Below are 25,668 nucleotides of genomic sequence, written 5' to 3' on the forward strand. Positions count from 1 at the left end.
ACGACACCATGCAACGCAAGATGATCCTGACCGCCTCCCTGGCCGCCCTGCTGGGCGCCGCCACCCTGGCCCAGGCCGCCGATGATCGCCTCGCCACCGAGCGCCTCGACGAGGTGCTGGCCCAGGCCGGCGACTTCGGCTTCCAGACCTTTGATGAGATCGAGGTGAAGCGCGCCGACCGCGTCGAGGTCGAGGGCTGGCTCGATGACGAGTGGCAGGCCGAGGTGAGCTTCGACCTGGCCAGCGGCGAGAGCCTGAAGGAGGAGCGCAAGAAGCGCGACGGCGGCGCCTGGGGCCTCAGCGAGGCCGAGGTGCGCGATGCCATGGCGCTGGCCGTGGCCGAGGGCCTGGTCGAGTTCGAGGAGCTCCAGGTCGACCGCGACGGCCGCGTCGACATCGAGGGCGTCGACGCCGAGGGCCGTGAGCTGGAGGTCAAGAGCCGTGACGGCGAAGTGCTCGAGGTCGAGCACGATTGATCCTCGGCCGGGGACTTTCCCGGCCACCGACTCGATCGTGATGAGAGGGCCCGACGCGCCAGGTGTCGGGCCCTCTTCTTGGGCCTTCAGTAGAGCTTGCTGTAGCGCAGCCTGATGACTGACTCGGGCGGGGCGAAACTGTCGGCGCTGGCGCTCTCCCAGAAGTCGCGGAACACCGGGTGACGGTCGGCACCGCCCGCCAGCAGCTCACCCGGGGTCAGGTGGTCATGCAGCTCGGCGAAGCTTTTCACCTCATGGCGTGACACCCGGTGCAGCACATGCTCCGGGCCCAGTTCGCAGGAGTGGCGAAGCCCGGCGGCGCCCAGCATCTCGGCGAGCGCGGCGACGGTGTTGCCGTGGAAGCTTGTCACCCGCTGGGCCTTGGTGGGTACGTCCAGGCGGCTGCCGCGCAGGGTGTCCTGGGTGGCGACGCCACTGGGGCAGCGGTCGGTGTGACAACTGCGGGCCTGGATGCAACCCAGGGCGAACATGAAGCCGCGAGCGGCGTTGCACCAGTCGGCCCCCAGGGCCATGGTCCGGGCGATATCGAAGGCGTTGGTCAGCTTGCCGGCCGCCGCCAGTCGCACCCGGTCGCGGAGGCCGGCACCCACCAGGGTGTTGTGTACCAGCAGCAGCGCCTCGGTCAGCGGCATGCCCAGGTGGTTGATGAACTCCAGGGGGGCGGCGCCGGTGCCGCCTTCGCCGCCATCGACCACCACGAAGTCGGGGTGCTCACCGCGTTCGAGCATCGCCTTGACGATGGCGAACCACTCCCAGGGGTGGCCGATGGCGAGCTTGATGCCGACAGGCTTGCCGCCGGCCAGGTCGCGCAGCCGCACGATGAAGTCGATCATCTCGTTCGGCGTGGTAAAGGCGGAGTGGGCCGCCGGCGAGATGACGTCGCGGCCTGGTGGGACGCCGCGGGTGCTGGCGATCTCCGCGGTGACCTTGGCGCCGGGCAGGATGCCGCCGTGGCCCGGCTTGGCGCCCTGGGAGAGCTTGATCTCGATCATCTTGACGGCGTCCTGGCGGGCCGCCTGGCGGAAGCGCTCGGGGTCGAAGCGCCCGGCCTCGTCGCGGCAGCCGAAGTAGCCCGAGCCGATCTCCCAGACCAGGTCGCCGCCGCGGCGGTGGTAGGGCGAGATCGCCCCTTCGCCGGTGTCATGATAGAAGCCGCCTTCCCGGGCGCCATCGTTGAGGGCGCTGATGGCGTTGGCGGAGAGGGCACCGAAGCTCATCGCCGAGATGTTGAACACGCTGGCCGAGTAAGGCCTGGCGCGCTCGGCGCCTACCGTGATGCGCAGCTCACCGGGCTCGATATGGGCCGGCGCCAGGGAGGGGTTCATCCACTCATAGCCGGTATGGCTCATATGATGCAGCGAGCCGAAGGGGCGCTTGTCGCTTATCCCCTTGGCGCGCTGGTAGATCAGGCGCCGCTGCTCGCGGGAGAAGGGCACCTCGTCGGTGTCGTTCTGGATGAAGTACTGGCGGACCTCCGGACCGAACGACTCCAGGTTGTAGCGCAGGTGGGCCAGGATCGGGTAGTTGCGGCTGACCGTGTGGCGGCGCTGCAGCAGGTCATGGGTGCCCAGGGCGGCGAGCAGGCCGAAGGCCAGCACCCCCCAGCCCCACCAGGGGGAGAGGAGGGCCAGGCCGGCCAGGCTGACGGCCAGGCCCAGCAGGCTGAGCGCATAGGCGCCGTAGCGCAGCGGCAGGGCAGCGAGGCGGGAGAGGGGCGACATGACGCACTCCTTGCGGTGACGTGGAGGGAAGGGCGTGGGGCGCCGGGCCGTGACGCGCGGCCCTCGGCTCAGCCGGCAGCGCCGAGGCCGCTGACCAGCCCCACCAGGCTGACCAGGATCAGCACCGCGCCCAGCACCCGGAAGTAGAGGTTGGTGCGGCTGCCCACCAGGTAGCGGTGGGCACGCTCGCCCAGCAGGTGCCCCACCAGGGCGCAGGGCAGCAGCCACAGCTGGTGGATCAGCTGCAGGTCGACCCCGGCGATCAGGAAGGAGACCATCTTGATCAGCACCAGGATGAACCACAGCACGAAGAGCGTGTCGCGTAGCTGCCGGGCCGCCACGTGGGTGGCGAACACCGCCACGATCAGCGGCGCGCCGATCAGCGAGGTGCCGCTGACATAGCCACCCAGCGCCAGCAGCAGGGCGTCGACCCAGGGGTGGTGGCTGCGGAAGGGCTTGTCGAGCACGTAGCCCACCGCATAGACCAGCACGATCACGAAGATGATGCTGGTCATCACGTGGCCGGGCAGGGTCAGCAGGCCCACCACCCCCACCAGCTTGGGCACGATCATCACCTTCATGGCCCGCCACAGGTAGGCCCAGTCGATGTTGCCCTCGGCCGGCTTGCGGCCGCCGTTCTCGGCCACCAGTTGGCGATGGCCGTTCCAGGCGATCCAGCTGGAGAAGATCAGCAGGTGGATGGCGATGATCGGCAGGAACACCAGCGGCTGGTCGTGGACCAGCAGCAGGAAGGGCAGCGACAGCACCGCGCCGCCGAAGCCCAGGCTGGTGCGCACGAAACCGCTCCATACGAAGATCAGGGCGATCGCCAGGTACTGCCAGGTCGCGAGCGCTTCCATCAGTCACGTTCTCCGGGCAGCCTGGCGGCCAGGGCGAAGACGTGCTCATCCTCGACCTCGAGGGCGCGCAGCGCCTCGGCCAGGTGCAGCAGGTAGTCGCGGTTGGGGCCGCTGGGGCCGTGGGCGGCGGCGATCTGGGCGGCGATGGCGTCCAGCGGGGCGTCGCCGAGGTAGGCGGCGTTGTCGGCGCCGGCCAGGTAGACCAGCCCCTCCGCATGCCCCCCGGCGTCGTCGTCGAAGCCCAGGGTGATCACCTCGCGCAGGTAGCCATTCTTCTCGCGCACGTCGAGGGGGGCGAGCACCTCGGGGGTGATGCGGTAGGCCATGCCGTGGCAGACCGCCCCCGGTTCACGCACCAGGGTGACCACCCGGCCCGGCGCCTCCGGGGTACCGCGATGGTCGTGGGAACCCTGCCAGAAGCGCCGCACCCAGCCGTGGATATGCGCCGGGCGGCGCTCCAGGTAGGGGAAATCGGCCTTCCAGATCAGCGAGCCGTAGCCGAACAGCCAGATGGCGTCGTGGCCGGCGAAGTGGTTGCGCTGTCGATTCTGCTGGGTGGTGTCGTGGCTCATGTCGAGGTCGTGGCGTCGTGGGTCGGAAAAGGCGTCATGATGCGCCGCCGCTGGCGCGATGTCGAAGGCGCCCTCAGGCCTCCGGGCCTCCCCATACCGCCTCCAGGGCCGAGAGGGCCTCGGCGATCACCGGGTCCTCCTCGCGGCCCCGGGGCCACAGGAAGCACAGCGCGCAGGGCAGGCGGATCCCCTCGGCGAGTGCCAGGCCGCGCTCCTGGCGTTCGGTCATGGCCAGGGTGTCCCGCGCCAGGCTCAGCCCCACGCCGGCGCGCACCAGGTCGAGCATGCACGCCTCCTGGTCGACCCGGGCCACCCCGCGCGGCGCCAGTCCCAGGGGCGCCAGCGTCCCCTCGAGCAGGCGCTGATGCACCGAGTCGGGCGGCGTGACGATCCAGGGCAGGCCGGCCAGCCGGGCCCAGTCCGCCCCGGCCAGGCGGCCGCCCCAGCCCGCCGGAGCGATCACCCGGTAGTCGAAGTGGGTCAGCTCGCGGTGGGCGATGGTGTCGGCCTGCGCGCCGGGCCCCTCGCCGGGTGGCGCCAGGTAGAAGCCGACGTCGAGCTCGTCGCGGCCCAGGCGGGCCAGCACGCTGCCGCTCATGCCGTGGGAGAGCTCGGTCTCCAGCTGCGGGGCGCGCTCCACCAGGCGGTGCAGGAAGGCACCGAGGCGGATGAACTCGGGGTCGACGATGGTGCCGATGCGCAGCCGGCCGCGCAGGGTGCTGTGCAGCGCCCGGGCCTGCTGCTCGAAGGCGGCCATGGCGGCCAGCGCCTTGTCGGCGGCGGGCAGCAGCGCCTCGCCATCCTCGGTCAGCACGAGCCCCTGGGGGCGGCGGCGGAACAGGGTCAGCCCCATCTCCTGCTGGAGCTGCTTGAGCTTGAGGCTGACCGCGGGCTGGGTCAGGTGCAGGCGTTCGGCGGCGCGGGAGACGCTGCCCGCGCGGGCCACGCCGACGAAGGCGCGCAGGGTCTGAAGGTCGGCCATGGGGGGGCTCCGGGAGGAGTGATATCAGAGAAACTTATACGCTGCTTTTGGATTTCTCAATTGATCCCGGCCGGCGGCGCGCTAGTCTGGAAGGGTTGCATTCCCATGATACGGGCTTCCCGAGCCATCCCTTCGGGAGCATCCCCGACGACAATGATGAGGCGAGACATGAGCGCAGCCAGCATCCAGCATTATATCAACGGCGCCATCTCCGGCGGCGAGTCCGGCCGCACCCAGCCGGTCACCAACCCGGCCACCGGCGAGGTCACCGGCCAGGTGGCGCTGGCCAGCGCCGCCGACGTCGATGGCGCGGTGAGCGCCGCCGCCGCGGCCTTTCCGGCCTGGGCCGATACCCCGCCGATCCGCCGTGCGCGGGTGCTGTTCAAGTTCCTCGAGCTGCTCAACGCCAACAAGGACGCCCTGGCCGAGGCGATCACCAAGGAGCACGGCAAGGTGTTCACCGATGCCCAGGGCGAGGTGGCCCGGGGCATCGATATCGTCGAGTTCGCCTGCGGCATCCCGCAGCTGCTCAAGGGCGACTACACCGAGCAGGTGAGCAGCGGCATCGACAACTGGACGATGCGCCAGCCGCTGGGCGTGGTGGCCGGCATCACCCCCTTCAACTTCCCGGCCATGGTGCCGATGTGGATGTTCCCGGTCGCCATCGCTACCGGCAACACCTTCATCCTCAAGCCGAGCCCGCTCGACCCCAGCGCCTCGCTGATGATCGCCGACCTGCTCAAGCAGGCCGGGCTGCCCGATGGCGTCTTCAACGTGGTGCAGGGCGACAAGGAGAGCGTCGAGGCGCTGATCGACCACCCCGAGGTGCGCGCGCTCTCCTTCGTCGGCTCCACCCCCATCGCCAACCTGATCTACGAGCGTGGTGCACGCCACGGCAAGCGGGTTCAGGCCCTGGGCGGGGCCAAGAACCATATGGTGGTGATGCCCGACGCCGACCTCGACAAGGCGGTGGATGCCCTGATCGGCGCCGCCTACGGTTCCGCCGGCGAGCGCTGCATGGCGATCAGCGTGGCGGTGCTGGTGGGCGACGTGGCCGACCAGGTGGTGCCGCGCCTGGCCGAGCGGGCGCGCGCCCTCAAGGTCAAGGACGGCATGCAGCTCGACGCCGAGATGGGGCCCATCGTCACCCGCCAGGCCCACCAGCGCATCACCGGCTACATCGCCAAGGGCGTGGAGGAGGGCGCCGAGCTGGTGGTCGATGGTCGCGACTTCGATGCTTCCGCCACCGGCGAGGGCTGCGAGCAGGGCTTCTGGATGGGCGGCACCCTGTTCGACCATGTCACCCCGGAGATGACCATCTATCGGGAGGAGATCTTCGGCCCGGTGCTGGTCTGCGTGCGGGTCCCGGACGTGGCCACCGCCATCGAGCTGATCAACGCCCACGAGTTCGGCAACGGGGTGAGCTGCTTCACCGAGAGCGGCAGCGTGGCCCGCGAGTTCGGGCGGCGCATTCAGGTGGGCATGGTGGGCATCAACGTGCCGATCCCGGTGCCCATGGCCTGGCACGGCTTCGGCGGCTGGAAGCGCTCGCTGTTCGGCGACACCCATGCCTACGGCGAGGAGGGCGTGCGCTTCTATACCAAGCAGAAGTCGATCATGCAGCGCTGGTCCGACTCCATCCGCGGCGGCGCCGAGTTCGCCATGCCGACTCACAAGTAAGGCTGCCGATCACCGAATGAACGAGAGGCGCCGGGGACGACGTGAAGGGGAAGTAGCGTCGTCTCCGGAACAGCCTCGAGTGAAGTCATCACCGAGAGTACGCCATGGCGGAACAGGAATTCGACTATATCGTGGTGGGGGCCGGCACCGCCGGCTGCCTGCTGGCCAACCGCCTGAGCGCCGACCCGGCCAACCGGGTGCTGCTGATCGAGGCGGGGGGGCGCGACAACTACCACTGGATCCATATCCCAGTGGGCTACCTCTACTGCATCGACAACCCGCGCACCGACTGGCGCTTCCGCACCGAGCCTGACGCCGGCCTCAACGGCCGCTCGCTGATCTACCCCCGCGGCAAGACCCTGGGCGGCTGCTCGAGCATCAACGGCATGCTCTACATCCGTGGCCAGGCCCGCGACTACGACGGCTGGGCCGAGCTCACCGGCGAGCCCGAGTGGCGCTGGGAGCACTGCCTGCCCGACTTTCGGCGCCACGAGCACCACTATCGCCTGGACGAGGGGGGCGACGCCGACCCCGATCACGCCGACTACCACGGCCACGGCGGCGAGTGGCGGGTGGAGAAGCAGCGCCTCAGGTGGCAGGTGCTGGACGACTTCGCCACCGCGGCGGTGGAGGCGGGGATCCCGCGTACCCGCGACTTCAACCGTGGCGACAACGAGGGGGTCGACTACTTCGAGGTCAACCAGCGACGCGGCTTCCGTTGGAACACCGCCAAGGCCTTCCTGCGCGACGTCGAGAGGCGCGACAACCTGACCCTGTGGCACTCCACCCAGGTGCTGGGGCTGGAGCTCGACCGCGAGGAAGGCGAGCCCCGGGCCCGCGGCGTGCGCGTCGAGCGCGGCGGTGAGCAAACCGTGGTGCGCGCCGGGCGCGAGGTGATCCTGGCCGCCGGGGCGATCGGCTCGCCCCAGCTGCTGCAGCTCTCCGGCATCGGCCCGGCGGCGCTGCTCGCCGAACACGACATCTCGGTGGTGGCCGACCTGCCCGGGGTAGGGGAGAACCTCCAGGACCATCTGCAGATCCGTTCGGTCTACAAGGTAAAAGGGGCCAGGACCCTCAACACCATGGCCAACTCCCTGGTGGGCAAGGCGAAGATCGGCCTGGAGTATGCGCTGAAGCGCTCGGGACCCATGAGCATGGCGCCCTCGCAGCTGTGCGCCTTCACCCGCAGCAGCGAGGCCTTCACGCATCCCAATATCGAGTACCACGTGCAGCCGCTGAGCCTGCCCGCCTTCGGCCAGCCCCTCGACACCTTCCCGGCGATCACCGCCAGCGTCTGCAACCTCAACCCCACCAGCCGCGGCACGGTGCGCATCCGAAGCCGCGATCCGCGCCAGGCCCCGGCCATCGCGCCCAACTACCTGAGCACCCCCGAGGATCGCCAGGTGGCGGCCGACTCGCTGCGGGTCACCCGGCGCATCGCGAGCCAGCCCGCCTTCGCCAGGTACGCGCCGGAGGAGGTCAAGCCCGGCCTCGAGTACCAGAGCGACGACGACCTGGCGCGCCTGGCCGGCGACATCGGCACCACCATCTTCCACCCGGTGGGCACGGCGAAGATGGGGCGCGACGACGACCCCATGGCGGTGGTCGACCCGCACCTGCGGGTGCGCGGCGTGGCGGGCCTGCGGGTGGTGGACGCCAGCGTGATGCCCACCATCACCAGCGGCAACACCAACTCGCCGACGCTGATGATCGCCGAGAAGGCGGCACGCTGGATCCTCGCCGGGGCCTGAGCGTCACGTTCCGGTCATCCAGTGCAAATAGTGTTTGACGTGCGCCCGCCAAGGGCGCATGCTGAACGCAGTTGGTTAGCAAGTCGTAACACCCCAGGTAGGCATCGAACGCTCTAGCGCCTCGATTTTCCCGGGAACGTTTCTTGTTTTACCCACTGCAACTCGGGTATTTCCCGGCAAATCAAAACGCTATTCGAGGAATTCGATCATGGCTACCGGTACCGTCAAGTGGTTCAACGACACCAAGGGCTACGGCTTCATCTCTCCGGACGACAGCGGCGACGACCTGTTCGCACACTTCTCCGAGATTCAGGCCGACGGCTTCAAGACCCTGCAGGACGGCCAGAAGGTCTCCTTCGAGGTCACTCAGGGCAAGAAGGGCCTCCAGGCCTCCAACATCAAGGTCATCGACTGATCTGATGTGATTGCCCGGGCGTAAGCCCTGCGCATGATGAAAGGCTCGCCTCGGCGGGCCTTTCTGCTGTCTGGGTGCCCGTCAGGGCTATCGCCGTTAGCCATGCGGCGATAGCGAAAGGCGCCGGTAGCGCCTTGCGCCTTGCTTCTGTCTGCGATCACCCTGGGGGACTCGTTCCCGCCATGGCCAGCCCCGGCGCAGTGCGCTAGGGTAAGTCCTTTTCCCGCTGGAGACCCCGAGCCATGAGCGAACCCGGTGAGCTGATCATCGATCCCCAGGGCGGCACCCCCGCCGACGCCTGCGTCTTCATCCTCCACGGCCTGGGCGCCGACGGTCGTGACTTCGAGCCGCTGGTGCCGGCCCTGTCGCTGCCGCGGGATGCCAGCGTGCGCTTCATCCTGCCCCACGCCCCGCGCCTGCCGGTGACCATCAACGGCGGCATGGTGATGCCGGCGTGGTACGACATCAAGGAGATGAGCCTCGACCGTCGCGTCGACGAGCCGCAGCTTATCGCCTCCGCGGAGCGCATCCAGGGCCTGGTGCGCGAGCAGATCGGCCACGGCATCGACAGCCGGCGCATCATCCTGGCCGGTTTCTCCCAGGGCGGCGCGGTGGCCTATCAGGCGGCGCTCTCCTTCGAGCAGCCGCTGGGCGGACTGCTGGCGCTCTCCACCTACTTCGCCACCGCCGACTCCATCGCGCTCGCCGAGGCCAACCGCGAGCTGCCCATCGAGGTGCACCACGGCAGCTTCGACCCGGTGGTGCCCGAGGCGCTGGGCAAGGCGGGCTTCGAGACGGTCAAGCGGCTGGGCTACCCGGCCCACTACCGCCAGTACCCCATGGCGCACGCCGTCTGCCCCCAGCAGGTGGCGGACATCGGCCACTGGCTGGGCCAGCGCCTGGCGCGCTGAGTCGCCGAAGGTCGCCTCGACAGCCCCGTCGCCGGCGGGCAGGATGCGTCTCACGACCCTCCATGCCCGCAGGTATCCGACATGAGCACCTCCCCCTACGCCAACCTCCCCGATGCCCAGGGCTACTTCGGCCGCTTCGGCGGCCAGCTGATCCCCCCGGAGCTCAAGGCGGTGATGGACGAGATCGACGCCGCCTATGAGGAGATCCGCGTCTGCGAGGACTTCCAGGCCGAGCTCGCCAGCCTCTTCGCCGACTACGTGGGCCGCCCCAGCCCGATCTTCCATGCCCGGCGTCTCTCCGAGACGCTGGGCGGCGCCCAGATCCACCTCAAGCGCGAGGACCTGAACCATACCGGCGCCCACAAGATCAACCACTGCCTGGGCGAGGCGCTGCTCGCCAGGTTCATGGGCAAGACCAAGGTGATCGCCGAGACCGGCGCCGGCCAGCACGGCGTGGCGCTTGCCACCGCCTGCGCCCTGGTGGGCATCCCCTGCGAGATCCACATGGGCCAGGTGGACATCGAGAAGGAGCACCCCAACGTCACCAAGATGAAGATCCTGGGGGCCACCCTGATCCCGGTGACACGCGGCACGGCGACCCTCAAGGACGCCGTGGACAGCGCCTTCGAGGAGTACCTCAAGGACCCGCAGCACTTCATCTACGCCATCGGCTCGGTGGTGGGGCCGCACCCCTTCCCCAAGATGGTGCGCGACTTCCAGTCGGTCATCGGCCGCGAGTCGCGGGAGCAATTCCTGGCGCGCCACGGCCGCCTGCCGGACCACGTCACCGCCTGCGTGGGCGGTGGCTCCAACGCCATGGGCATGTTCACCGCCTTCCTGGACGATGACTCCGTGCACCTTGTGGGCGTGGAGCCGGCCGGCGAGGGCCTCGACACCCCGCGCCACTCGGCGACCCTGACGCTGGGCAAGCCCGGCGAGATCCACGGCATGGCCTGCTACGTGCTGGAGGACGAGGCCGGCAATCCCATGCCGGTGCACTCCATCGCCTCCGGCCTCGACTACCCGGGCGTGGGGCCCCAGCACAGCTACCTCAAGGAGCTAGGCCGGGTCGACTATCAGAGCGCCAGCGACGACGAGTGCCTGGAGGCCTTCCTGACCCTCTCCCGCGTCGAAGGCATCATACCGGCGCTGGAGAGCGCCCACGCCGTGGCCTGGGCGATGCGCGTGGCCCCGACCCTGCCCGCCGACCAGCATATCCTGGTCAACCTCTCCGGCCGCGGCGACAAGGATGCCGACTACGTGGCCGCTCGCCTGGGGCTGTAGGCGGCGAGCCCCGGCCGTCGGGTGGTGCCCTGCGCGGAAAACTGGAGTAGGGTGGGGCCAGGGCTCGGAGAGGCCCGGCCACCTACAGGGAACCGCGGGGCGAGGAGATGCTACCACTCAGGAAGAGATGGCAACGCTGGTGGCGCGGCGAGTCGACCGCAGGGGCGGGCCTCGACGCGCTGCTGCTGGCGCACTACCCCGGTGCGGTCATGCTGCTCGATGACCAGGGGGTGGTGTGCGAGGTCAACCCGGCCTTCGAGCGCCATGCCGGCTACCCGCCGGAGCAGCTGCTCGGGCGGCGGGCGGTGATGCTCGATATCGACCCCCTGCGCGGGGACTTCGCCCAGGCGCTGGAGCAGTGCCTGGCGACGCGGCGTGCCTGGCAGGGGGTGCTGCTGTGCCGCCGCGCCGATGGCTCCCTGCGCCACCAGACCACCATGATCCAGCCGCTCCAGCAGGGCGAGGCGCCGCCGCGCCTGCTGGTGATGCAGTACGATGTCACCGGCATGCGCGAGCGCGAGCTGCGTGAGCGCCACCAGCTGACACGGCTGGAGGGCAGCGTGGCGCGCATGCCCGGGGTGCTGTTCCGCCTGCGCCAGGACGGCGAGGGCCGGCTCGAGTTCCTCTACCTCAGCGAGGGGCTGCAGTCGCTGTTCGGGCTGGCCCCGGAGCAGTGCATGGATGCCCCTCAGTCGCTGCTCGGACGACTGCCCGACGAGGATCGCCAGCGGCTCGAGGCGGTCCTGGCCCAGTCGACGGTGTCGCTTGCGCCCTGGCAGCTGGACTTTCGCCTCTCGCTGCCCCGGGGGCTGCGCTGGGTAGAGGCCCGCGCCACCCCCCTGGCACGCCGCGAAGGGGAGCAGATGTGGGACGGGGTGCTGATCGACATCGACGAACGCAAGCAGGTCGAGCAGCGCATCCAGCGCCTGGTGGGCATCGACATGCTGACCGGTGCCCTCAACCGGCGCGCCTTCCTCGAGCAGGGGGAGGCGGCGCTGGCCCGGTCCGCCCGTCACGGCCAGACGCTGTCGCTGGCCATGCTCGACCTGGATCACTTCAAGGCCCTCAACGATACCTACGGCCATGCCGCGGGCGACCTGGCCCTGCAGCTCTTCGCCACCACCTGCCGCGAGTCGCTGCGCCCCTACGACCTCTTCGCCCGCATCGGTGGCGAGGAGTTCGTGGTGCTGCTGGTGGACAGCCGTCCCGAGGAGGCCTGGGCCATCCTCGAGCGGCTGCGCCAGGCGGTGGCGGCCATCGAGCTCGAGGCCGACGGTGAGACCATACGCTTCACCGTCAGCCTGGGGCTGGCCGTGCTCTCCGCCGATGGCTCGCTGGACGCGGGGCTCGGCCAGGCGGATCGCGCCCTCTATCGCGCCAAGCACAGCGGCCGCAACCGCATCTGCGGACCCGAATCCCTGGTGCAGACGCCCGACATGCCCTGAGCGGGGTGGCATTCCACGCGCCACCGCGGCACGATGAGTGGCCCAGTATCCCAGCAAGGAGTACCTCTGCATGTCCGGACTCTCCGAAGACTTCCGCCTGCCGGTGGCCTGCCCGGGCTGCGGCAGCCACCTGATGCGCGTCTCCCAGGTCAAGAATCCCGACGACGTGGTCCACTGCGCCTCCTGCGGCAAGGCGGTCTGCCTGTGGCACGAGGCCCAGACGGTGATCCGCCAGGGCCCCGGCAGCGAGAGCGAGGCGCTGATCGAGGCCGCGGTCAACCGCCGCGGCTGAGTGGCGTCGGGCGTGAGTTGACAACCGGAAGGCCGGCGCCGATGGCGCCGGCCTTCCTCCTTTGTGGCACCTGCCCAGGGCTACAGCAGCTCCTCGCCGGCCAGGGCCAGGCGCGAGCGCTCCACGCTCTTGAGGGTGACGTGGCCGGCGTGGGGCCAGTCGCGGAAGCGCTGCACCACCGCCGCCATGCCGCAGCTGTTGGCGGTCAGGTAGGGGGTGTCGATCTGGCCGACGTTGCCCAGGCAGACGATCTTGGTGTTGCGCCCGGCGCGGGTCACCAGCGACTTGAGCTGCTTGGGGGTGAAGTTCTGTGCCTCGTCGATGATCAGGAAGGTGTCGTTCAGGGTGCGCCCGCGCATGAAGCCCGGGGCGCGGATCTGTACCCGGGAGCCGAGCAGCTGGCGGGTAGCGCCATTGTCCCAGCTTGAGCCGCCATCCTCGTCGCGCAGCAGGTTGTCCATGTTGTCGTGGAAGGCGCCCATCCAGGGCGACATCTTCTCCTCCTCGGTACCGGGCAGGTAGCCGATGTCCTCGCTCATGGAGATCGGCGCCCGGGTGAAGACGATGCGCTCGAAGCGCTTGCTGTCCAGGGTCTGCTGGAAGGCCGCGGCCAGGGTCATGAAGGTCTTGCCGGTGCCGGCGCTGCCGGCGATGGTGACCAGGTCGATGCCCTCGTCCATCAGCAGGTTGAGGGCGAAGTTCTGGCGGCAGTCGCTGGCGTGCACGCCCCACACGCTGGCGCCGTGACGGTAGTTGGTGAGCAGCTCCAGGGTGGCCTGGCGACGGCTGGTGGCGCGCACGATGGCCTCGAAGCCGGCCTCGCAGTCGCCGTCGGCGACCAGCATCCCGGGGTGCCACTCGGCGGGGATCTCGCCCGCCAGGCGGTAGAGCACGCGGCGCTCGTCGCGCTCCACCTCGACCTCCAGCGCCAGGCCGTTCCACAGCTCGCTGCCGGCGTCGGGATAGACCCGGACCCCCTCGAGCATGGCGTCGCTGTCGTCGAAGGCGCGGTCGGTGAGGTAGTCCTCCACCGGCACGCCCAGGGCGGCCGCCTTGACCCGCAGGTTGATGTCCTTGGTGATCAGGATCACCGAGGCGTCGTCGCGCTCGCGGCGCAGCCGGCAGGTCTCGGCGAGGATGCGGTTGTCGGGGCTGTCGTCCAGGGTGTCGAGGGGCTCGAGGTCGGGGTAGCAGAGCAGCCGTAGCCGCCCCTGGTGGCCCTCCAGGCGCGGGATGGGGATGCCGTCGCGGATCTGCTCGAGGCCGACGTCGGCGGTGAGGTCGGACAGGGTGCGGCTGACCTGGCGGGCGGTGCGGGCGATCTCGCGGATGCCGTTCTTGTGCTTGTCGAGCTCCTCGAGCACGGTCATGGGGATGACCACCTCATGCTCGTCGAACTGGTAGAGGGCGGCGGGGTCGTGCAGCAGCACGTTGGTGTCCAGCACGTACAGCCGGGTGGCCTTCTTGTCGATGCGTACCATCGGCGCAGCTCTCCTGATTGTCGCGAGAGGGACGTCATGTGACGCCCCGATGTCGACACTGTCAGCGCGCGATGTCAGGAAGGTGACAGCGGCCCGACGGTGTCAGCGGCGCTGGGAAATCCCTCCTGTGGCCTTGGACAAGCGGCGGGGAACAGGGTGCCCCGCTGTCTCCGAGCATGGTCGGCGCCGCGGGGCATGGCAAGGCGGGTGGTCGATGCAGGGTCAACGAAGGAAGGTCAACCCAGCCGGGCTCACTCCGCGTGGCGATAGACCTGTTCGACGTCCAGGGTGGAGCGCTGCCCGAGATCCGCGAAGTGCTCGGCCAGCCAGGCCTCGGCGCTGCGCCGGCCCTGGTCGCGCAGGTGGCAGAGGAAGGGCCATTCGGCGTTCATCTTGCTCGACACCGAGAGCTCGGCGAGCGCCTCGTCGCCGCTGATGCGGTGGAAGAGGGCGCCGGCGTAGCAGCCGATGTCGACGCCGTGGTCGCCGAGCAGGCGCTGGAGCATGGCGATCATGCGCACCTCCTTGATCAGCGAGGCGTTGAAGGTGATCTCGTTGAGGCGGTTCATGATCGCCGCGGCGCTTGTGGGCACCTCGTCGCGGTAGATGGGGTTGATCTGCACGATGACGATGTCGCGGGAGCCGCAGTGCTCCATCAGCGGCATCAGCGCCGGGTTGCCGGTGTAGCCGCCGTCCCAGTAGGCCTCGCCGTCGATCTCCACGGCATGGAACACCGTGGGCAGGCAGGCCGAGGCCATCACGGCATCGATGCTCATCTCCTCCCGGGCGAAGACGCGCTGCTTGCCGCTGCGCACGTTGGTGGCGGTGACGAAGAGCTTGAGGTCGGGGCAGCGTCGCACGCGCTCGAAATCGACCCGCTCGGCGACGATATCGCGCAGCGGGTTGAGGTCGAAGGGGTTGAACTGGTAGGGCGAGACCAGCCGGCTCATCAGGTCCATGGCCACGTAGCCGGGGGAGTGGTCCAGGCTCCAGTTGCCGGTGAGCATGTCCAGCGGGGTGCGACGGATGGGACTGGCCATGCCGGCGCGGCTCACCGCGGCCCAGAAGTCGTGGAGCGCCTGGCGGGCGGTGTCGCGGTCACCGCGGGTCAGGGCGTCGGCCATCACCACGCCGTTCATGGCCCCGGCGCTGGTGCCGCTGATGCCCTCGATCTCGAGGCGCCCCTCCTCCAGCAAGCGGTCCATCACGCCCCAGGTGAAGGCGCCGTGGGCACCGCCGCCCTGCAGCGCCAGGTCGATCCGTTTGGTCTCGCTCATCGGCTTGCCTCTCATGGCGGTTACGCTGTGCTGCATTGCATCACGAACAGCATAGAGAGTTCACCTCGGGGCGGCCAGCGCTGCTGTCAGGCCTGGATCCACACCTCCTCGCCCTTGAAGCTCACCTTCCAGGTGCGCAGCCGAACGCTGTCGTCCTCCAGGCACCGGCCGTCGGCGAGGCGGAAGTGCTGCTTGTAGAGCGGCGAGGCGACCACCGGCTCGCCTTGTAGATCGCCGACGATGCCGCGGGCGATGACGTTGGCCCCTGAGAAGGGGTCGCGGTGGTCGATGGCGTAGAGTTCCTGCGCGTGGCCGGCCAGCGACGGTGGGGTCTGGGCGGCTGACTGCGGCGGGTTCGCGCCGCCAGGTAGATAGAAGAGCGCGACCTGAACCGGGCCCGCGTCGGTTTCGAGCCAGGCGGCCACGCCGGAGTAGGGCACCAGGTCGGCGCGGGTGCATAGACGTTGCCAGGTCTGGGTCATGGTGTTGGCTGCTGCAGAGGCGATAGTCATGGGGAAAGACTCCTTCAGGCGGGACGTAACTGGCCGCGCTCGCTGGTCATGATGATGTCCGGATCCGGGCGCGCGTCGTTGACGAAGCTGCGGAAGCGCTTGAGCTTCTCCGGGTCGCTGATGGCATTGGCCCATTCGCACTGGTAGGCATCGATCACCGTCTGCATCTGCCGCTCCAGCTCATCATTGATGCCGAGGCTGTCCTCGAGAATCACTTCCTTGAGGTAGTCCAGACCGCCTTCCAGGTTCTCGCGCCATACCGAGGTGCGCTGCAGGCGGTCGGCGGTGCGGATGTAGAACATCAGGAAGCGGTCGATGGTGCGGAACAGTTCCTCGTCGCTGAGGTCGGTGGCGAACAGCTCGGCGTGGCGCGGGCGCATGCCGCCGTTGCCGCACACGTACAGGTTCCAGCCGTTCTCGGTGGCGATCACGCCGACGTCCTTGCTCTGGGCCTCGGCGCACTCGCGGGCGCAACCGGAAACGGCGAACTTGAGCTTGTGCGGCGCGCGCAGGCCCTTGTAGCGGTCCTCCAGCCGGATTGCCATGCCCACGCTGTCCTGCACGCCGTAGCGGCACCAGGTGCTGCCCACGCAGGATTTCACGGTACGGGTCGACTTGCCGTAGGCGTGACCGGTCTCGAAGCCGGCTTCGATCAGTTCGCCCCAGATCGCCGGCAGGTCCTCCAGGCGGGCGCCGAACAGGTCGATGCGCTGGCCGCCGGTGATCTTGGTGTAGAGCTCGTACTTCTGCGCCACCTGGCCCAGCACCACCAGCTTGTCGGGGGTGATCTCCCCGCCGGCGATGCGCGGCACCACCGAGTAGGTGCCGTTCTTCTGCATGTTGGCCATGAAGGTGTCGTTGGTGTCCTGCAGCGGAATGTGGGCCGCGTCGGTGATCGGCTCGTTGAAGCAGGAGGCCAGTATCGAGGCCACCGCCGGCTTGCAGATGTCACAGCCAAGCCCCGGGGCTGATGAAGAGCCGAGACCATGTCCCACCTTGGAACCGTGCTTCTCCATCAGCTCGCTGAAGGTCTTGATGCCCTCCACCCGCACGATGTCGTAGAGCTCCTGGCGGGTGTAGTGGAAGTGTTCGCAGATCGACTTGTCGACCTCCACGCCGCGGCTCTCGAGTTCGTGATCGACCAGGGTCTTGAGCAGGGCGGCACAGCCGCCACAGCCGGTGCTGGCGCGGGTCTCGCCTTTCACCGCGCCTAGGTCGACCGCGCCGCCGTCGATGGCGCTGCACACGTCGGCCTTGGTGACGTTGTGGCACGAGCAGATGGTGGCGGTAGCCGGCAGGGCGTCCGGCCCCAGCGCGGGGGCGGCTTCGCTGCCGGCCGGCAGGATCAGGGAAGCCGGGTCCTCGGGCAGCTCGATGCGGTTGGCATAGTACTGCAGCAGGGTGTCGTAGTAGCTGTTGTCGCCCACCAGCATGGCGCCGACCAGGCGCTTGCCGTCGCTGGAAACCACCAGCTTGCGATACTGCTGCTTGAGCGGGTCGAGGAAACGGAACTGGCGTGCTCCGGGTGTACGGTCGCCGTGGGCATCGCCGATGGAGCCCACGTCGACCCCCATCAGCTTGAGCTTGGTGCTCATGTCGGCACCCTTGAAGGCTTCATTTCCCTCGAGCAGGGTGGCGGCGGCGACCTTGGCCATCTGGTAGCCGGGGGCGACCAGGCCGAAGATGCTGTTGTTCCACAGCGCCACTTCGCCAACGGCGAGGATGGCCGGGTCGCTGGTCAGGCAGCTGTCGTCGATCACTACGCCGCCGCGCTCGCCGATCTCCAGGCCACTGTCGCGGGCCAGTTCGTCGCGGGGACGAATGCCGGCGGAGAAGACGATGAGGTCGGTCTCCAGCACTTTCTCGTCCTGGAACACCATGCGGTGGCGACTGGCCTCGCCGTCGACGATCTCCTGGGTGGCGCGGCCGGTGAGCACCTGTACGCCCAGCGCTTCGATCTTCTCGCGCAGCAGCTCGCCGCCTTCACTGTCGACCTGCATCGGCATCAGTCGCGGAGCGAACTCTACCACCGCAGTGTCGAGATCGAGCCCGCGCAGGGCGTTGGCGGCTTCCAGGCCGAGCAGGCCGCCGCCCACCACCACGCCGGTGGTGGCAGTTTCGGCCGCTTCGCGGATGGCGTCGAGGTCCTCCAGGGTGCGGTAGACCAGGCAGCCTTCGCGGTCGTTGCCGGGAATCGGCGGCACGAAGGGGTAGGAGCCGGTGGCCAACACCAGGCGGTCGTAGGCGTAGCGGCCCTGGGCCGTGACCACCTCGCCCGCCTCGCGGTCGATGGCGGTCACCGCTTCGTGCAGGCGCAGTTCGATGCCGTGCTCGGCATAGTAGTCGGCGGTGGAGAGCGCCAGCGAGGCGGCATCGCGGCCGCTGAAGTACTCGGAGAGGTGCACGCGGTCGTAGGCCAGGTGACGCTCCTCGCCGAACACGGTAATGGCGTAGCGCTCGGTGGCGCCCTGTTCGACCAGTTGCTCGACCAGGTGGTGGCCGACCATGCCATTGCCGATGACGATCAGTTGCGGTTTCACGGGAGTGTTCATGCGGCCTCCTTTGCGGGGCTGTGCGGTGATTCATTCAGGGCATCGTCGAGCAGGGCCTGGGCGTCGGCGGCACCGAGCAGCAGCGCGGTGCGGCAGGCGGTGAGGTCGACCCCGGCCAGGGCCTGCTCGAAGTACCAGGGGCCGGAGGCGGTGTCGCCGTAGAGCACGGCGCCCTCCAGGCGGCCGCCTCTCAGCAGCAGGCGGCGGTAGTTGCCCTGCTGGGGATCGCGGTAACTTAGTACCTCGTGATCGGGTTCGGCTTCGGTGGGGCCGAAGGCGTAGAGCGAGATGCCGCTGACCTTGAGCTTGGTGGCGGTCGGTTTCTCGACGTAGCCCTGTGCGTCTTCGTCATCGGCGTGGTCATGGTCGAGACAGAGCCGCTCGGCCAGCACCTCTACCTGGCGCCAGATCGGCTCGACCAGGCCGTAGAGGTTGCCGCGGTGCTCGCAGCATTCGCCCAGTGCGTGGATCGCCGGGTCGCTGGTGGTCAGCCACTCGTCGACGATCACGCCGCGATTGACCTCCAGTCCGGCCACGCGCCCTAGTTCGGCATTGGGCACGATGCCGATGGCCACCACCACGCAGTCGGCGGCGAGCCGCGTGCCGTCGGCGAGCAGGACGGCGCACACCTGGCCCTCGGCGTCGGCTTCCAGCCGTTCGAGCTGGGCGTCGGTATGGATGTCGAGCCCACGACCGCGTAGCTCATTCTCCAGCAGGCGGGCGGCGGTAAGGTCGAGCTGGCGATTCATCAGGCGGTCGTCGCGCTGCAGCAGGCTCACCTGCATGCCGCGCTTGCGCAGCCCTTCCGCGGCTTCCAGGCCGAGCAGGCCGCCGCCGATCACCACGGCGTTGCGGCCGCTTTCGGCGGCGCGTGCCAGGGCGTCGGCGTCGTGCAGGTCGCGGAACACGTGTACGCCGGGAAGCTCGAGTCCCGGCACCGGCGGGCGGGCTGGGTTCGAACCGGTAGCCAGCACCAGGCGGTCGTAGTCGAGCCGGCGACCGGCATCGGTGCTGAGTGTGCGTGCGTCGCAGTCGATCTTCTCCACCCGCTCGCCGAGGATGAGTTCGATGCCCTGCTCGGCATACCATTCGGCGCTGCGCAGGGTGAGGGCCTCGCGCTGCATTTCGCCGGCCAGCAGCGGCGAGAGCAGGATGCGGTTGTAGGCCGGCGCCTGCTCGGCCCCGATGACCGTGATCCTGGCGGGGCGCTCGGTCCGGGCGAGGAGTGCCTCGACCAGCCGGTGGCCGGCCATGCCGTTGCCGACGATGACCAGATGCTCGACGGTGGATGTCTCGGGATGTCGCCGTGGCATGCGAACACCTCCTCTCGCTGCGCTTGTCAGAATGACGGGCCTATAACGCAACGACGCCTCGGCGCTTCCCCTGTCGATTCGAGGATCGAACCGGGGAGCACAGAGACGTCGTTGTCGCATTCATGTGGGCGATCGCCTTTGATCGCCGCTTTGTCCTGCAGTTAGCAAGATTCTGGCCAAGGTACCTGTTGCGTGAAGTTTTTCCTTGTTTGCCAGTGTGTTGGAAAGTGACTTGAGGGCGTGATGCTGGCCGGAGGAAACTCAGCTTTCACCGGCCATGCACATCAATGGTGCGTTGCGGCATCGAAATGCACAGCGCTGTAGCATGCCGCCAGTAGCGCGGGATCGAAGCGGCCGCCCTGCGCTTCGAGCTGGCTCACGATGGGGGCGGCGAAGTGCAGTGCGGCCTGTGGCGTCGGGCGCAGCATGTCCGCCCCGCAGAGATGCTGATGAATGGGGGCTGCGTCGTTGTCGAGCGTTTCGAGATGGCGAATCGAGCGGTCGAGGTAGGGCGGCAGGGCTAGCCACTCCCGTGCCTGGCGACGGTGATCCGGCGAGGCGGCCAGCCACTCGCTGGCTGTTGCCAGGGCCCGCAGCAGGGCGGCCAGGGTAGCGGGGTAGCGCTGCGCCCAGGAGCGGGTCACGCCGAGCACTTTCTCGGGGTGGTCCTGCCACAGTTGGGCGCCAGTGGCGACCAGTTGGCCCGCGCCGCAGTGGCGGGCCAGGGTGCCCCAGGGCTCGCCGGCGCAGAAGCCGTCGATCTGGCCGTTGCGCAGGGCTTCCACCATGCGCGGCGGTGGCAGGGCGATCAGTTCCACGTGGCGCTCGGGGGCGATGTCGCCCAGGGTCAGCCATTCGCGCAGCTGGTAGTGCTGGCAGGAGTAGGGGTATACCATGGCCAAGCGTGGGCGTTTGCCGCTGCCCGGCCCGCGCAGCCAGTCGCCCAGTGCCAGGGCGCTGGTGCCTGGGTCTGTTGCTAGCGCGGCGCCGCTGGCCTGACACAGCGACGTGGAGAGCGTGATGGTATTGCCGTTGCGCGAGAGCAGCGTCGGCGCAAGCGTTTCGCAGGGGGCGCGGCCCAGCCCCAGGCTCATGGCCAGCGGCATGGGGGCGAGCATTTGGGCGCCGTCGAGCAAGCCGGCAGCGACCTTGTCGCGCAGGGTGCTCCAGGCGTTCTCCCGCGAAAGACTGACCTCGAGGCCTTGGGCGGCAAAGCAGCCCTGCTCGCGGGCGACGATCAACAGAGCGGCGTCGAGCAGCGGCACGAAGCCGAGGGTGAGACGCTCGAGTTCGGGGCTGGCGGCATGGTGTTGCGGGTGGCTCATGAGCGGGATCCCCGTTGGTCGGGTCGCCCCTGGGGCGATGCCAGGGTCGGATTCAGGCGGTCGAGTATGTCGATGACGCTGTCGGCGACCTCGGCGATACGCTGGCCGCGGTCCATGGCGAGCTTGCGCAGCATGCGGTAGGCCTGCTCCTCATCGCAGCTCTGGTGCTTCATCAACAGGCCCTTGGCGCGTTCGATGCGCTTGCGCTCGGCGAGCTGGTTGCGCGCCTTGTCGAGTTCCTGGCGCATGCTGTGGAAGGCGTCGAAGCGGGCGATGGCGACCTCGACGATGGCCTCTACACGCTCCGGCACCAGGCCGTCGACCACATAGGCGCTGACGCCGGCCTTGAGCGCGGCCTGCAGCGTGTCGGAGTCGTGCTGGTCGGCGAAGAACACCACCGGACGAGGGTTTTCGCGGTTGAGCAGGGCCATGCTTTCCAGCGTGTCGCGGTCGGGGCTCTCCATGTCGATGATCACCACGTCGGGCTGGTGGCGCTCGACCATCTCGTTGAGGCTGGCCGGGCTCGTCAGCCGGCAGATGACCCGGTGACCCTCGGCCATCAGCGCTTCCTCGACCATGGCGGCACGCACTACCTCATCGTCGACCAACAGAATGTTCAGAGGTGATGGTGATGGCATAGGGTCTCGCTCTGTGTCGCGCCTTTGCATTGGCGCAAGAGCCTAGCGGCTCCTGTGGTACTTCTTGCGAAACACGATGCAAGAAACGTTCCAACTGATACTCCGTCGCGGTCCGTCGCGGGTAGTGGGGCATTTGGCGTGCTACTGGCTGGTGGCGAGCGAGCCTGATTCGCTCACTGGCACCAGTCTGGTGCAAGGGCGGAACCGGCCATGGGGAAATGGTGCAAAGCAGCATGGAGGGGCGTCAGGAACGAAAGAGCATCTGCCTGATACCCGCTCGTTCTTCGGTGGATGGCACGCTTCCTGCTTGCTACGGGTCAATACTCTCTAGAGGGCGCCATGCGGTGCCCCAAGCGGCAACGACGCCCGCCAACGCCACCCTTCGGGGGCGGCCGTTGGCGGGCGTCGTCGTTTCGCCAAGACCAGACAGGAGATCGACATGCGCGAGGCCCGAACCACCTGCCCCTACTGCGGCGTCGGCTGTGGCGTGCTGGCCAGCGTCGAGAACGAGCGGATCGTCGAGGTGCAGGGCGACCCGGAGCATCCGGCCAACTTCGGCCGGTTATGCGTGAAGGGTTCGGCGCTGCACGAGACGTTGGGCCATCATGGCCGCCTGACCCGGCCGCGGGTTGACGGCGTCGAGACCGATTGGAATACGGCGCTGGAGGCCGTCGCCGAGCGGCTGGCGGCGGTACGGGCGGCCCACGGGCCGCAGGCGCTGGCCGCCTACCTCTCCGGGCAGCTGCTCACCGAGGACTATTACGTCGCCAATAAGCTATTCAAGGGCTTTCTCGGTACGCCGCACCTGGATACCAACTCGCGGCTGTGCATGGCCTCGGCGGTGGCGGCCCACAAGCGTGCCTTCGGCGCCGACGCTGTGCCATGCAGCTATGAGGATCTCGAAGAGGCCGAGCTGGTGGTGCTGGTGGGCTCCAACCTGGCCTGGAACCATCCGGTGCTCTATCAGCGGCTGAAGGTGGCCAAGCAGCGCAACCCGCTGCTGCGGGTGGTGGTGATCGACCCACGGGTCACCGATACCTGCGAGATCGCCGACCTTTACCTGGGGCTCAAGCCGGGCAGCGATGCGCGCCTGTTCACCGGGCTGCTGGCGTGGATGGCGAAGCGCAACAAGCACGACCGGGTCTATCTGGAGGCGCATACCCAGGGCTTCGAGGAGGCGCTTGCCGCGGCGCGGGAGCAGGATGCCGCTGTGGAGGCCATCGCCGCCGACTGCGATGTCGATGCCGAGCGCCTGGAGACCTTCTTCTACTGGTTCGCTAGTCACCTGCATGTGGTCACGCTGTTCTCCCAGGGGGTGAACCAGTCGAGCAGCGGCACCGACAAGGGCAACGCCATCATCAACTGCCACCTGGCCGGCGGCAAGATCGGCCTGCCGGGGGCGGGACCTTTCTCGATCACCGGCCAGCCCAACGCCATGGGCGGGCGCGAGGTGGGCGGGCTGGCCAATCAACTGGCCGCTCATATGGACTACGACACACCCGGCGCGCGGGACCGGGTCACGCGCTTCTGGGCCACCGAGCGGCTGGTGCCGTGCCTGCCCGAGGCGCCCGGCCACAAGGCAGTGGCACTGTTCGAGGCGATCGAGCGCGGCGAGGTGCAGGCGCTGTGGATCATGGCCACCAACCCGGCGGTGAGCCTGCCGCGGGCCGACCGGGTGCGTGCGGCGCTGAAGAAATGCCCGCTGGTGATCGTCTCCGAGTGCATGGCCAACGCCGACCTGCTGCCCTATGCCGATATCGTGCTGCCGGCCTCGAGCTGGTCGGAGAAGGACGGCACCGTGACCAACTCGGAGCGGCGCATCTCTCGCCAGCGCGGCATCCTGCCGCCGCCGGGAGAGGCAAAGCACGACTGGTGGATCGTCTGTGAAGTGGCCAAGTGGCTGGGTTTCGGCGAGGCCTTCGACTACAGCCACCCCAGCGAGATCTTCGATGAGCATGCCAGGCTCTCGGGCTTCGAGAACGGTGAGGGCCCGGGGGAGAGCCGCCGGCTGTTCGATATCTCTGGCCTGGCCGGGCTCGACCGCGACGCCTACGATGCCCTGGCGCCGATCCAATGGCCGGTCAACGCCGGGGCCCCCCACGGCACCGCGCGGCTGTTTACCGATGGCCGCTTCGCCACGCCGGGCGGCCGCGCGCGGCTGCTGCCGGTACGTCCGCGCCCGCCGGCCCAGGCATTGGACGCGGCCCGTCCGCTGCGGCTCAATACCGGGCGCGTGCGCGATCAGTGGCACACCATGACACGCACCGGCCGTGCGCCGCGGCTGATGAATCACCGCGCCGAGCCGTTCATCGAACTCACCCCGGAAGATGCCGCCGAATGGGGCGTGGCGGAGCATGGCCTGGCACGCCTGGAGGGAGCGGGTGGCGACTATGTCGGGCGGGTACGGCTGTCGCGCGGACAGCGTCGCGGCGAGGTGTTCGTACCGATGCACTGGAGCGGCTATTTCAGCGGCACGGCGCGCATGGGGACGCTGCTCGAAGCGCATCTCGATCCGGTCTCCGGCCAGCCGGAATCCAAGCACGGGGCGGTGGCGCTGGCCCCGCTGGCGGTGGAGTGGGAGGCCACCCTGCTGGTGGCCGACGACCTGGGCGTGGCGGAATCGAGCTGGTGCGACGAGAGCCGCTACTGGGCGCGCATTCCGCTGCACGGCTGCCAGCGCTGGCAGTTGGCCGGTGGCGAGAGCGCCTGCGGCGGGGTTGCGAAAAAAGCGGCGCAGCGCGACTGGCTGACCTGGCTCGAGGCGACGCTGCCGGTGGCGCCGACGCTGTGGTGCACCGATCCGGCTACCGGAAGGCTACGTGCCGCCGGAGTGGATGCCGCGGGACGCCTGCGCTGGTGGCTGATGGCGGGACCGCCGGTAGAGCTGCCCAACCTGGCCTGGCTCGACGCTCGCTTCGAGGAGGCCAGAGCCGGTGTGGGGCTCTCGGCGCAGCATCGCCGTCGGCTGCTGGCTGGCTGCGACGACGGCGCCGCCAATCAGGGGCCGGTGGTGTGCAGCTGCCATCAGGTCGGCCAGAAGGCGATCGTCTCTGCCATTCGCGACGGCGACACCAGCGTCGAGGCGCTGGGCGCCCGGCTCGCCTGCGGTACCCAGTGCGGCAGCTGTATTCCCGAACTCAAATCCCTGATTGAAGAGGAGCCTAGCCATGAGCGCGCCAAGCCGACCCCTGACACCCAAGTGGCCTAATACCCTGGCCCGCTTCGGCCGGAGCATCACCCGCCATCTGTCCCTGGGCGGTGATGCAGCGCCCGGCGCTGACGCTCCGGACATGCACCTGCGCGGCGAGTGTCGCTCGGGGAAGGTCTATCTGGTCGGCGCCGGCAGCGGCGACGTCGAGCTGCTGACGCTGAAGGCTGCGCGGCTGCTGCAGCAGGCCGATGCGGTGGTCTACGACCGCCTGGTCGGCGATGAGGTGCTAACGCTGATTGGCATTGCCAGCGAGCGTTACTACGTGGGCAAGGCGCGTGGCCACCACAGCGTGCCCCAGACCGAGATCGGCGCGCTGCTGGTGAGGCTGGCACAGAAGGGTAAATCCGTGGTGCGGCTCAAAGGCGGCGACCCCGGCGTGTTCGGGCGCATGGGGGAGGAACTGGCCGCACTGGCCGAGGCCGGTATTCAGGCCGAGATCGTGCCGGGAATTACTGCCGCCTCGGCGGCGGCGGCCGGCATGGGCATTCCGCTCACCGACCGCGGCCACGCCCAGCAGCTGCGCTTCATCACCGCCCAGCTTTGCCGCGAGGACGGCACCCCGGACTGGCAGTTGCTGGCGCGCCGCGACGAGACCCTGGTGTTCTATATGGGGCTCTCCAAGGTGGCGGCCATCTGCGCCGGGCTGCGCCACGCCGGCCTGCCCGGCGACTGGCCGATCATGCTGGTAGCCAACGCCAGCAAGCCCGAGCAGCAGGCGCTGACCGGCACCCTGGCCGACATGCCGGCGCAGCTGGCAGAAAAGCCGCTGCCTTCGCCGTGCCTGATCGTGGTCGGCAGCGTGGTGCACATGGCCGCCACCAGCCCGGCCGTTCAGCGAGTCGCCGCCATCGATGGCAACCCGACGGGAGGGCTCGTGTGACAGCAACGCGGGTAATAGTGATGCGCGCTTGAGTAAGGTGGCAGCCGACGCAACTGACCCGCCACCACC

At 68.9% G+C, this 25,668-nt stretch carries 21 protein-coding genes; 10 read left to right on the plus strand and 11 right to left on the minus strand.

What is annotated here, in order from left to right; all coding sequences use genetic code 11:
* Window positions 1-8: 8 nt before the first annotated feature.
* Window positions 9-476 carry a PepSY domain-containing protein gene (locus BLP95_RS07655; RefSeq protein ID WP_176760247.1) on the plus strand — a complete coding sequence of 156 codons (468 nt, stop codon included), beginning with the start codon at window positions 9-11 and terminating at the stop codon, window positions 474-476.
* 86 nt (window positions 477-562) lie between these two features.
* Here the strand turns inward: BLP95_RS07655 and BLP95_RS07660 are convergent, their stop codons facing one another.
* From BLP95_RS07660 to BLP95_RS07675, 4 genes are all read right to left on the minus strand, one after another.
* On the minus strand, window positions 563-2,218 hold the full coding sequence (locus BLP95_RS07660; RefSeq protein ID WP_089677906.1) for an FMN-binding glutamate synthase family protein: 1,656 nt from the start codon (window positions 2,216-2,218) through the stop codon (window positions 563-565).
* Between the two features lie 68 nt (window positions 2,219-2,286).
* A complete protein-coding gene (locus tag BLP95_RS07665) occupies window positions 2,287-3,078 on the minus strand; it encodes a sulfite exporter TauE/SafE family protein (RefSeq protein WP_089677909.1) in 792 nt (263 codons plus the stop codon).
* Entirely contained in the window at window positions 3,078-3,650 is a 573-nt protein-coding gene (locus BLP95_RS07670; protein ID WP_089677911.1) for a gamma-glutamylcyclotransferase, read from the minus strand. Before BLP95_RS07670 ends, BLP95_RS07665 begins: the two co-directional genes overlap by 1 nt.
* A gap of 73 nt (window positions 3,651-3,723) precedes the next feature.
* The gene (locus BLP95_RS07675) at window positions 3,724-4,632 is read right to left on the minus strand and encodes a LysR family transcriptional regulator (protein WP_089677913.1); all 909 of its coding nucleotides are present in this window, start codon (window positions 4,630-4,632) and stop codon (window positions 3,724-3,726) included.
* 168 nt (window positions 4,633-4,800) lie between these two features.
* On the opposite strand from BLP95_RS07675, the gene BLP95_RS07680 reads away from it, so the two are divergent.
* The 7 genes from BLP95_RS07680 (at window position 4,801) to BLP95_RS07710 (ending at window position 12,410) form a co-directional block, all read left to right on the plus strand.
* On the plus strand, window positions 4,801-6,312 hold the full coding sequence (locus BLP95_RS07680) for a CoA-acylating methylmalonate-semialdehyde dehydrogenase (RefSeq protein WP_089677915.1): 1,512 nt from the start codon (window positions 4,801-4,803) through the stop codon (window positions 6,310-6,312).
* A gap of 104 nt (window positions 6,313-6,416) precedes the next feature.
* Window positions 6,417-8,063 carry a GMC family oxidoreductase gene (locus BLP95_RS07685; RefSeq protein ID WP_089677917.1) on the plus strand — a complete coding sequence of 549 codons (1,647 nt, stop codon included), beginning with the start codon at window positions 6,417-6,419 and terminating at the stop codon, window positions 8,061-8,063.
* A 208-nt stretch (window positions 8,064-8,271) separates the two neighbouring features.
* Entirely contained in the window at window positions 8,272-8,478 is a 207-nt protein-coding gene (locus BLP95_RS07690) for a cold-shock protein (protein WP_023005734.1), read from the plus strand.
* 242 nt (window positions 8,479-8,720) lie between these two features.
* Window positions 8,721-9,389: an alpha/beta hydrolase gene (locus tag BLP95_RS07695; RefSeq protein WP_023005733.1), complete on the plus strand. Its 669-nt coding sequence runs from the start codon at window positions 8,721-8,723 to the stop codon at window positions 9,387-9,389.
* A gap of 81 nt (window positions 9,390-9,470) precedes the next feature.
* Window positions 9,471-10,673, plus strand: coding sequence for a tryptophan synthase subunit beta (gene trpB, locus BLP95_RS07700; RefSeq protein ID WP_089677919.1), 1,203 nt, complete (start codon window positions 9,471-9,473; stop codon window positions 10,671-10,673).
* A gap of 107 nt (window positions 10,674-10,780) precedes the next feature.
* Complete coding sequence (locus tag BLP95_RS07705; protein ID WP_089677922.1) at window positions 10,781-12,118, plus strand: sensor domain-containing diguanylate cyclase; 1,338 nt, start codon at window positions 10,781-10,783, stop codon at window positions 12,116-12,118.
* Window positions 12,119-12,188: 70 nt separating this feature from the next.
* Entirely contained in the window at window positions 12,189-12,410 is a 222-nt protein-coding gene (locus BLP95_RS07710) for a hypothetical protein (protein WP_089677924.1), read from the plus strand.
* Between the two features lie 80 nt (window positions 12,411-12,490).
* Here BLP95_RS07710 and BLP95_RS07715 read toward each other — a convergent pair whose 3' ends face one another.
* From BLP95_RS07715 to BLP95_RS07745, 7 genes are all read right to left on the minus strand, one after another.
* A complete protein-coding gene (locus BLP95_RS07715; RefSeq protein ID WP_089677926.1) occupies window positions 12,491-13,891 on the minus strand; it encodes a PhoH family protein in 1,401 nt (466 codons plus the stop codon).
* Window positions 13,892-14,142: 251 nt separating this feature from the next.
* On the minus strand, window positions 14,143-15,168 hold the full coding sequence (locus tag BLP95_RS07720) for a patatin-like phospholipase family protein (protein WP_089677929.1): 1,026 nt from the start codon (window positions 15,166-15,168) through the stop codon (window positions 14,143-14,145).
* A gap of 86 nt (window positions 15,169-15,254) precedes the next feature.
* The gene (gene nirD, locus BLP95_RS07725) at window positions 15,255-15,680 is read right to left on the minus strand and encodes a nitrite reductase small subunit NirD (protein ID WP_089677931.1); all 426 of its coding nucleotides are present in this window, start codon (window positions 15,678-15,680) and stop codon (window positions 15,255-15,257) included.
* Between the two features lie 14 nt (window positions 15,681-15,694).
* Window positions 15,695-18,232 carry a nitrite reductase large subunit NirB gene (nirB, locus tag BLP95_RS07730; protein WP_089677933.1) on the minus strand — a complete coding sequence of 846 codons (2,538 nt, stop codon included), beginning with the start codon at window positions 18,230-18,232 and terminating at the stop codon, window positions 15,695-15,697.
* Window positions 18,229-19,545 (minus strand): NAD(P)/FAD-dependent oxidoreductase, encoded by a 1,317-nt coding sequence (locus tag BLP95_RS07735; protein ID WP_089677935.1) that lies wholly within the window; start codon window positions 19,543-19,545, stop codon window positions 18,229-18,231. The genes nirB and BLP95_RS07735 overlap by 4 nt, the downstream gene beginning before the upstream one ends.
* A gap of 284 nt (window positions 19,546-19,829) precedes the next feature.
* Entirely contained in the window at window positions 19,830-20,870 is a 1,041-nt protein-coding gene (locus BLP95_RS07740; RefSeq protein WP_089677937.1) for a CmpA/NrtA family ABC transporter substrate-binding protein, read from the minus strand.
* Window positions 20,867-21,508: an ANTAR domain-containing response regulator gene (locus BLP95_RS07745; RefSeq protein ID WP_089677939.1), complete on the minus strand. Its 642-nt coding sequence runs from the start codon at window positions 21,506-21,508 to the stop codon at window positions 20,867-20,869. The genes BLP95_RS07740 and BLP95_RS07745 overlap by 4 nt, the downstream gene beginning before the upstream one ends.
* Before the next feature lie 439 nt (window positions 21,509-21,947).
* On the opposite strand from BLP95_RS07745, the gene BLP95_RS07750 reads away from it, so the two are divergent.
* Together BLP95_RS07750 and cobA are read left to right on the plus strand one after the other, a co-directional pair.
* The gene (locus BLP95_RS07750) at window positions 21,948-24,716 is read left to right on the plus strand and encodes a nitrate reductase (protein WP_089677941.1); all 2,769 of its coding nucleotides are present in this window, start codon (window positions 21,948-21,950) and stop codon (window positions 24,714-24,716) included.
* On the plus strand, window positions 24,676-25,599 hold the full coding sequence (gene cobA, locus BLP95_RS07755) for a uroporphyrinogen-III C-methyltransferase (protein ID WP_089677943.1): 924 nt from the start codon (window positions 24,676-24,678) through the stop codon (window positions 25,597-25,599). Before BLP95_RS07750 ends, cobA begins: the two co-directional genes overlap by 41 nt.
* Window positions 25,600-25,668: the final 69 nt, after the last annotated feature.

This window comes from Halomonas shengliensis (assembly GCF_900104135.1).
In the GTDB taxonomy this organism is placed as follows: domain Bacteria; phylum Pseudomonadota; class Gammaproteobacteria; order Pseudomonadales; family Halomonadaceae; genus Halomonas; species Halomonas shengliensis.